This is a genomic window from Streptomyces ambofaciens ATCC 23877 (assembly GCF_001267885.1).
In the GTDB taxonomy this organism is placed as follows: Bacteria; Actinomycetota; Actinomycetes; order Streptomycetales; family Streptomycetaceae; genus Streptomyces; species Streptomyces ambofaciens.
This window is the reverse complement of sequence record NZ_CP012382.1, coordinates 6,068,569-6,074,722: the sequence shown is the minus strand read 5'-3', so window position 1 is coordinate 6,074,722 and position 6,154 is coordinate 6,068,569. Positions and strand designations below refer to the sequence as shown.

Genomic DNA, 6,154 nt, shown 5'->3' with positions numbered 1-6,154 from the left:
CGGAGCGGGGCCCCCGGGCTGCCCGTGCCCGTGGGTGGCGCCCGGCGGTCAGGCCGCCAGGGGCAGTTCGGCGAGGATGATGTCGACGAGTCCGGCGACGGTCGGCTCGTCCCACATGACCGTGGGTTCGAGCGTCACGCCCAGGTGGTCCTCGATCTCCGCGACGACCGTGAGGGCGTAGATGGAGTCGAGGCCGTAGGCGCCGAGGGGCTCGTCGGTGCGTATGTCCTCGGCGGGCATCTCCAGGTGTGTGGCTATCCGCTCGGTGAGCCAGGCGGTGAGTTCGAGGGGGGAGGGGCCGGCGTCGGTCTTCTCGACGGTGGGGCTGGACATGTTCAGTTCTCCTTGGGGTTGTGGTCGGCGAGGCTCCGCCTGACCAGGCCGAGACTCGTGCTCGCCTCGTGGCGGTGGATCAGCTCGTCGAACAGCCGCTGTTCGAGGTTCTGGGGCAGCCGCTCCGGTGGGTTCCCGGGGCGGAGCGGGATCCTGGCCAGCGTCGCGGCGAGCCAGGCGGGGTCGCGGAGGAAGGGGTCCGGGTGGTTCTGGTTGGCCCGCCACAGTCCGACGCAGGCTGCGCCGGCCAGCACGTTCACGTAGCGATGGGTGAGGTCGTACGACGCCGAGCCGGCCGCCACGGACAGTTCCGCGGCGGGCAGGTGGGCGCAGGCGGCGGTGAGGTCGCGCAGGTCGTCGGTCAGATGACGCCCCACGCGGCGGATCACCGGGTGTTCCAGCAGCAGCGCGGGCTCCGCCTCCAGGCCGGCGGCCAGGGAGGAGGAGAGCCGTTCGCGTCCCCCGGCGGTGACGGCCAGCCGGTCGAACGGGAGGGGCGGCAGCTCGGCGTCGAGGCGGAAGAGCTCCTCGGGCGCGGCCTGGCCGGACGACCAGGACCGGCGGGCGAGCAGCGGGAGTTGCGGCAGCAGGGACATCTGGCAGGCGGCCCGTGCGGCGTGCCCGAAGCCGGCCGGCTGGATGTCGCGGAGCAGCTTCTGGAAGATGGCGTGCTCGCCCTCGCGGATGTAGAAGTGCGCGCCGAGCAGGGTGGACAGCCGGTGCATGGCGTCCATGAGGATCTTGGAGATGAAGTACTTGACCGCCTGCGCGTAGATGCCGGTCTCCGCGGGCACGAGGTGCAGGGCGCGCGCGCCGACGGTGGCGAAGGCGTCGCAGAGCAGCAGATCGGCGTGGGTGGCGGCCAGTACGGAGCGCACCTCGGGCAGGTCGATGGCGGGGCGTCCGTACAGCCTGCGTGCGCTGAGGTGGCGCACGGTGGTGCGCAGTCCGGTGTCGAGCATGCCGTTGAACATCGCGACCAGCGTGGTGCGGGTGATCTGGAAGGCCTTCAGGGCCGTCTCCAGGCCCTGGCCGGGTCGTCCGACGATGCTGTCGGCGGGCAGCGGACAGTCGTGGAACTCGATGCCGCCGAGCTGGACGCCTCGCATGCCGACGCTCGGGAACCGGGGCAGGTAGGCCATCCGGTCCTCGGGGAGGCCGGCCTTGTCGACGAGTATCTGGGAGTGGCTGCGGCTGCCCGGACGGCGGTCGGTGCGCGCGAACATCACGACGGCGTCGGAGCGCTGGAGGTTGGTCACCACCTCCTTGCGTCCGTTCAGGAGGAGACGTCCGTCGGGTCCGGGCAGGGCCTCGAACTCGGTGCCGGCCATGTCGTTGCCGTGGGCCAGTTCGTGGTAGGCGACGGAGACCTTCCGGTTGTCCAGGAGGAGTCCGGCGACGTGCCTGCGCTGTTCCTCGCTGCCCGCGGTCCAGATGTTGACGGCGGCGATGAAGGAGCTGGCCCCGTAGCCCAGTCCGAGACAGGGGTCGCGCCGGTAGACGGACCGCATGATCTCGATGAGGTCGTCGAGGCGGGTCAGGCGCCCGCCGTACTCGGGAGGGACGAACTCGGCGTTGAGGCCGTACTCGTCCAGGGCCAGCTCGCCGGCGGCGAACATCTCGGCCCGTTCGTCGGCGGCGAGGATCTGCCGGAAGCCCAGCGGATTCCCGGGGTCCCGTGGGTCGCCGAGGTGCTTCTCCAGCACGTCGGCCCGGTGCGGGGAGGCGGGGACGGAGGCCGTGGTGCCGGGGGGCGTGGTGGCAGAAGTCGTGGTGCCGGCCGTGGTGCCGGGGGCCGTGGTGCCGGAAGTCGTGCTGCCGGGGGCCGTGGTGGCGGAGGCCGTGGTGGCCGGGCTGGTCATGCGGGGCTCCTGACTGCCGCCGGCCCGAACGCGGTGGCGAGGGTGGGGGGCGCGGTGTCGAGCGTGTGCTCGGCGAGGCGGTCGTAGGCCTCGGCGTCCGCCGCTTCGAGGGTGTGGCCCAGGCGGGTCAGGACGGTGCTCAGGCAGGCCCGGAGCCACAGTCCGTCCCGCCACAGCTCCGGCGGCAGGCCGGCATCACCCTGCTCGTGCGCGAGCGCCTCATGGTTGTTGAGCCACAGGAGCATGCAGGCCGCCGCCGCGTAGCACAGCTCGTAGCGTTCGGCGAGGGCGAAGGCGGACGGGGGGACGTCCCGTGGCGTCCGCCGTTGGGCGGCGAGCTCCTGGTGCAGGTCGTCGGCCTCGGCCCTGATCCGGTCGGCGAGGTCGGCCACGGCCGCGGGGAGGGAGCCGGCCTCGGCCCGGGCGCGGACGCGCGCGACGGTGTCGGGCAGGCTCTGTACCACGCTGCACCCGCGCTGGGAGATCAGCGCGAGCCGTCGGCGGTCGAACGCCGGGGGCGGGGTGCCGGGACGGGCCGCGGCGTCGACGCCGGCGCCGTCGACGCGTCCGCGCCGGTAGCCGGCGACGAGCAGCGGGAACTGGTCGACCAGGGCGTTGCGGTTGACGGCCGTGTTGCCGTCGAAGATGGCCACGACCCGGTGGTCGCGCTCCAGTTTGGCGAAGACCCCGTCGGCGTACGTCTCGGTGAGGAAGCTGCGGACGCCCAGGAGTTCCGCTCCCCGGTCCAGGACGTGGTGCACGAGTTCGGGGACGAGTGCCTTGGCGATCGCCGAGGTCACGCTCATCTCGCCGGTGAGCGTGTGGATGCTGCGGCTCGCCATGATGCCGGTGGCCTCGGCCAGGAGTGCGGCGGCGGTGATCTCCCCGACGATGCGCCGGATCCTGGGCAGATCGCTCAGGGTACGGCCGTACAGGCGGCGGCCGCTCGCGTAGTCGGTCACCAGCCGCAGCGCGGTGTCGGCCGCTCCGAGGGACAGGGCGGCGCAGGTGGTACGGGTGAGCTGGAGCGCCTTGAGCACGGTCTCCACACCGCCGCCCACCTCCCCGACGAGTGCCCCGTCCGGGACCTCGGCGTCGTGGAAGGTGATGCCGCTGATGTCGGCGCCGCGGATCCCGTGGGTGGGCACGCGGGGCAGGCAGGTGTACGCGTCCTCCGCGAGACGCTGCTTGTCCACCAGGAACAGGCTGAAGCCGCGGGGTCCGCCGTCCGGCCGCGTGCGGGCGAGCACGCAGACGAGCCGGCCCCGGGTGGCGTTGTTGATCAGCCACTTCTCGCCGTTCAGGGCCCAGCCTCGCGAGGTCCGGGTCGCCGCGACCTGTCCCGCGAGCAGGTCGCTGCCGTGACGGCGCTCGGTGAGTCCCCAGGAGGCGATCGCGCCCGAGGACACCAACTGCCCCAGCTGCCGCACCTGTTCGTCGTCCCCGGCCACCCACACGGAGGCGGCGCCGAGGAACGTCTTGCCGTGACCGACCGCGACGGTCAGGTCGTGCCGGGCGACGGTGCGCAGCAGCAGCATCAGCTCGGTGTAGTCGGTCAGTCGGCCGCCCGCCGTGCCCGGCACGTAGTGCTCGCTCAGACCGAAGTCGTCCAGGACCCGGCAGGCGGCGGCCGGGAACGCCTCCCGGCGGTCCAGTTCGGCCAGCGCCGCGGGGTGGAACGACTCGTGCTCGTCGCCCGGGAGCCCCAGCAGGGAGTCCAGGGCTGCTACGGCGGACCGGTGCACTGTGCGGAATCCTTCCTCTTGCCGCTCCTCACGCCTGCCGTCCGCACGGCCGTACGTCGTTCCGTACGGCTCCGCGGTGGCGTTGCGGGGGCGCGGGTTCACCTCTGTCGCGTCGGCGTGCGTGCGGTGTCGCGGGGGCCGCCGTCGGCGAACAGCGGCCGGAGCTCACCGCCCAGGAACAGCTCGCGCATCGCGGCCCGCTGGATCTTGCCGCTGGTGGTACGGCGTACCCCGCCCCGCCGCAGCAGGACCACGGTCCGCACGCCGGTGCCGAACTCCCGGGCCACCGTCTGCCTGATGTCCGCGGCGAGCTTGGCGAGGACGTCCTCGCTCAGCCGGCCCGGCACCTCGTGGATGACGATGATGTCCTCGCCGGTGCCGGTCGGGCCGGGCACGGAGAAGACGGCGCCGAACAGGCCCTGCAAGTCGTCGTGCTGCGCCCGCAGTTCGTGCTCGATGTCCTGCGGGTAGAGATTCCGGCCGCGGACGATCAGCGTCTCCTTGATCCGTCCGGTGACATGGATCTCCCCCTCGTGCACCAGCCCCAGGTCCCCCGTGCGCAGGTACCCGGACCGCCCGTCGGCGGTCTCCGCGCGGAAGGTCTCCCGAGTGGCCTCCGGCCGTTCCCAGTAGCCCTGCGCGACGCTCTCGCCCTTCAGCCAGAGCTCACCGACGTGGCCCTGCGGCAGCACCTCGCGGGTCCCCGGGTCGACGACGCACACCTCGTAGTCGTGCGCGGTGCCGCAGCTCACCACGGGCTTGGCGCCCGTCGGCGCCCCGGACGGCACGAACCGGTGCCGGGTCAGCTCCTCGGCGTCGACCTGCCGGACGACCGGCTTCCGGGCGCCCTCGCCCGAGATGAACACGGTGGCCTCCGCCATGCCGTAGCAGGGGGTGAGCGCCTCGGCGCGGAAGCCGGCCGACGCGAAACGCTCGGCGAAGGCCGTCAACGTCGCCGCCTGCACGGGTTCGGACCCGTTGGGGGCGAACCGCCAGCGGGAGAGGTCGACGCCCTCGAGCTGCTCGTCGGTGACCGTGCGGGCGCACCGCTCGTAGGCGAAGTTCGGCCCGGCGGACCAGTCGAGGTCGTAGACGTCCACCATGCGCAGCCACCAGTGCGGCCGCTTCAGGAAGGTGGTGGGGGCCATCAGCGTGCAGGACCCGCCCAGCACGAGCGGGGGCAGGAGGATGCCCATCAGCCCCATGTCGTGGTAGTGCGGGATCCAGGAGCCGAAGCGCGTCGAGCCGTCCAGCCCGAAGGTGCGGCGGAGACTGTCCACGTTGTGCAGCAGGTTGCCGTGGCTGATCATCACACCCTTGGGGTCGCCCGTGGAGCCCGAGGTGTACTGGAGCAGCGCCAGCGTGTCGTGGTCCAGGGCGGGTTCGGCCCAGGCGTCCGGATCGACGGGGCCGGCCGGGTCGGCCTCGTCCGTCACCAGGACGGGACCGGTGCCGGCGTCCGTCTGGGCCTCGGCCCACTCGCGCACGTCCGCGTGGACGGCGGAGTTCGTCAGGACGACGCCGACGCCCGCGTTGCGTGCGATGGAGGTGACGCGCTCACGCTGGTGACGGTACTGCCCGGGCAGCGGAGCCGGCACGGCGACCACCCCGGCGTACAGGCAGCCCAGGAAGGCGGCGGCGAAGTGCAGGCCCTCCGGATACAGCAGGAGGGCACGGTCGCCGGGCGCGAGGTGCGCGGCCAGCCGCACGGCGATGCTCCGGGCCGCCGCGTCGAGTTCCGCGTAGGTCAATGTCTCGTCGACCTTTTCCGCAGAAAGATCGCGCACGAAAGTCACCGCAGCCCCGTCCGGCCGGGACGCGGCATTTCCGCGAAAGGCCGCGACGACACTGGGAAGTTCCGCAACTGCAATGGACATTGACCATTCCCCCAAAGCGCGGCACACGGTGCGCGGCTCACGACAACATTCCATCTGCAGCGGGAACATAGCCATCGCATCGGAATCCAGTCAACAGAGGCTCGGGCCGGGACCGGCGCCACAACCTCCACCGAACGTAGCCACCAGGTCACTCCACGTCGACTTTTCAGTCGTTCCCGGCCGTCAGGCCGGTCCCACGGAGGCCGGACATCCGCCCTCCCCGCGCCGTGACCGACGGAGATATTCAGCCTCCCCTTAATCCAGTGACAGGCCTGATGAGCTCATGTTCAATACTCGTGCCCAGTCGTCCAGGGCAATGCACATAAACAACGAGAGG

Annotated in this window: 4 protein-coding genes; all 4 read right to left on the bottom strand. The window is 72.0% G+C overall.

Going from position 1 to position 6,154, the window contains the following annotated elements:
• Positions 1-48: 48 nt before the first annotated feature.
• Positions 49-333 carry an acyl carrier protein gene (locus SAM23877_RS26845; RefSeq protein ID WP_053138555.1) on the bottom strand — a complete coding sequence of 95 codons (285 nt, stop codon included), beginning with the start codon at positions 331-333 and terminating at the stop codon, positions 49-51.
• A gap of 2 nt (positions 334-335) precedes the next feature.
• Positions 336-2,195: an acyl-CoA dehydrogenase family protein gene (locus SAM23877_RS26840; RefSeq protein ID WP_079030453.1), complete on the bottom strand. Its 1,860-nt coding sequence runs from the start codon at positions 2,193-2,195 to the stop codon at positions 336-338.
• Entirely contained in the window at positions 2,192-3,940 is a 1,749-nt protein-coding gene (locus SAM23877_RS26835) for an acyl-CoA dehydrogenase family protein (protein ID WP_053138552.1), read from the bottom strand. The genes SAM23877_RS26840 and SAM23877_RS26835 overlap by 4 nt, the downstream gene beginning before the upstream one ends.
• 98 nt (positions 3,941-4,038) lie before the next feature.
• Positions 4,039-5,817: a fatty acyl-AMP ligase gene (locus tag SAM23877_RS26830; protein ID WP_053138549.1), complete on the bottom strand. Its 1,779-nt coding sequence runs from the start codon at positions 5,815-5,817 to the stop codon at positions 4,039-4,041.
• Positions 5,818-6,154 lie beyond the last annotated feature (337 nt).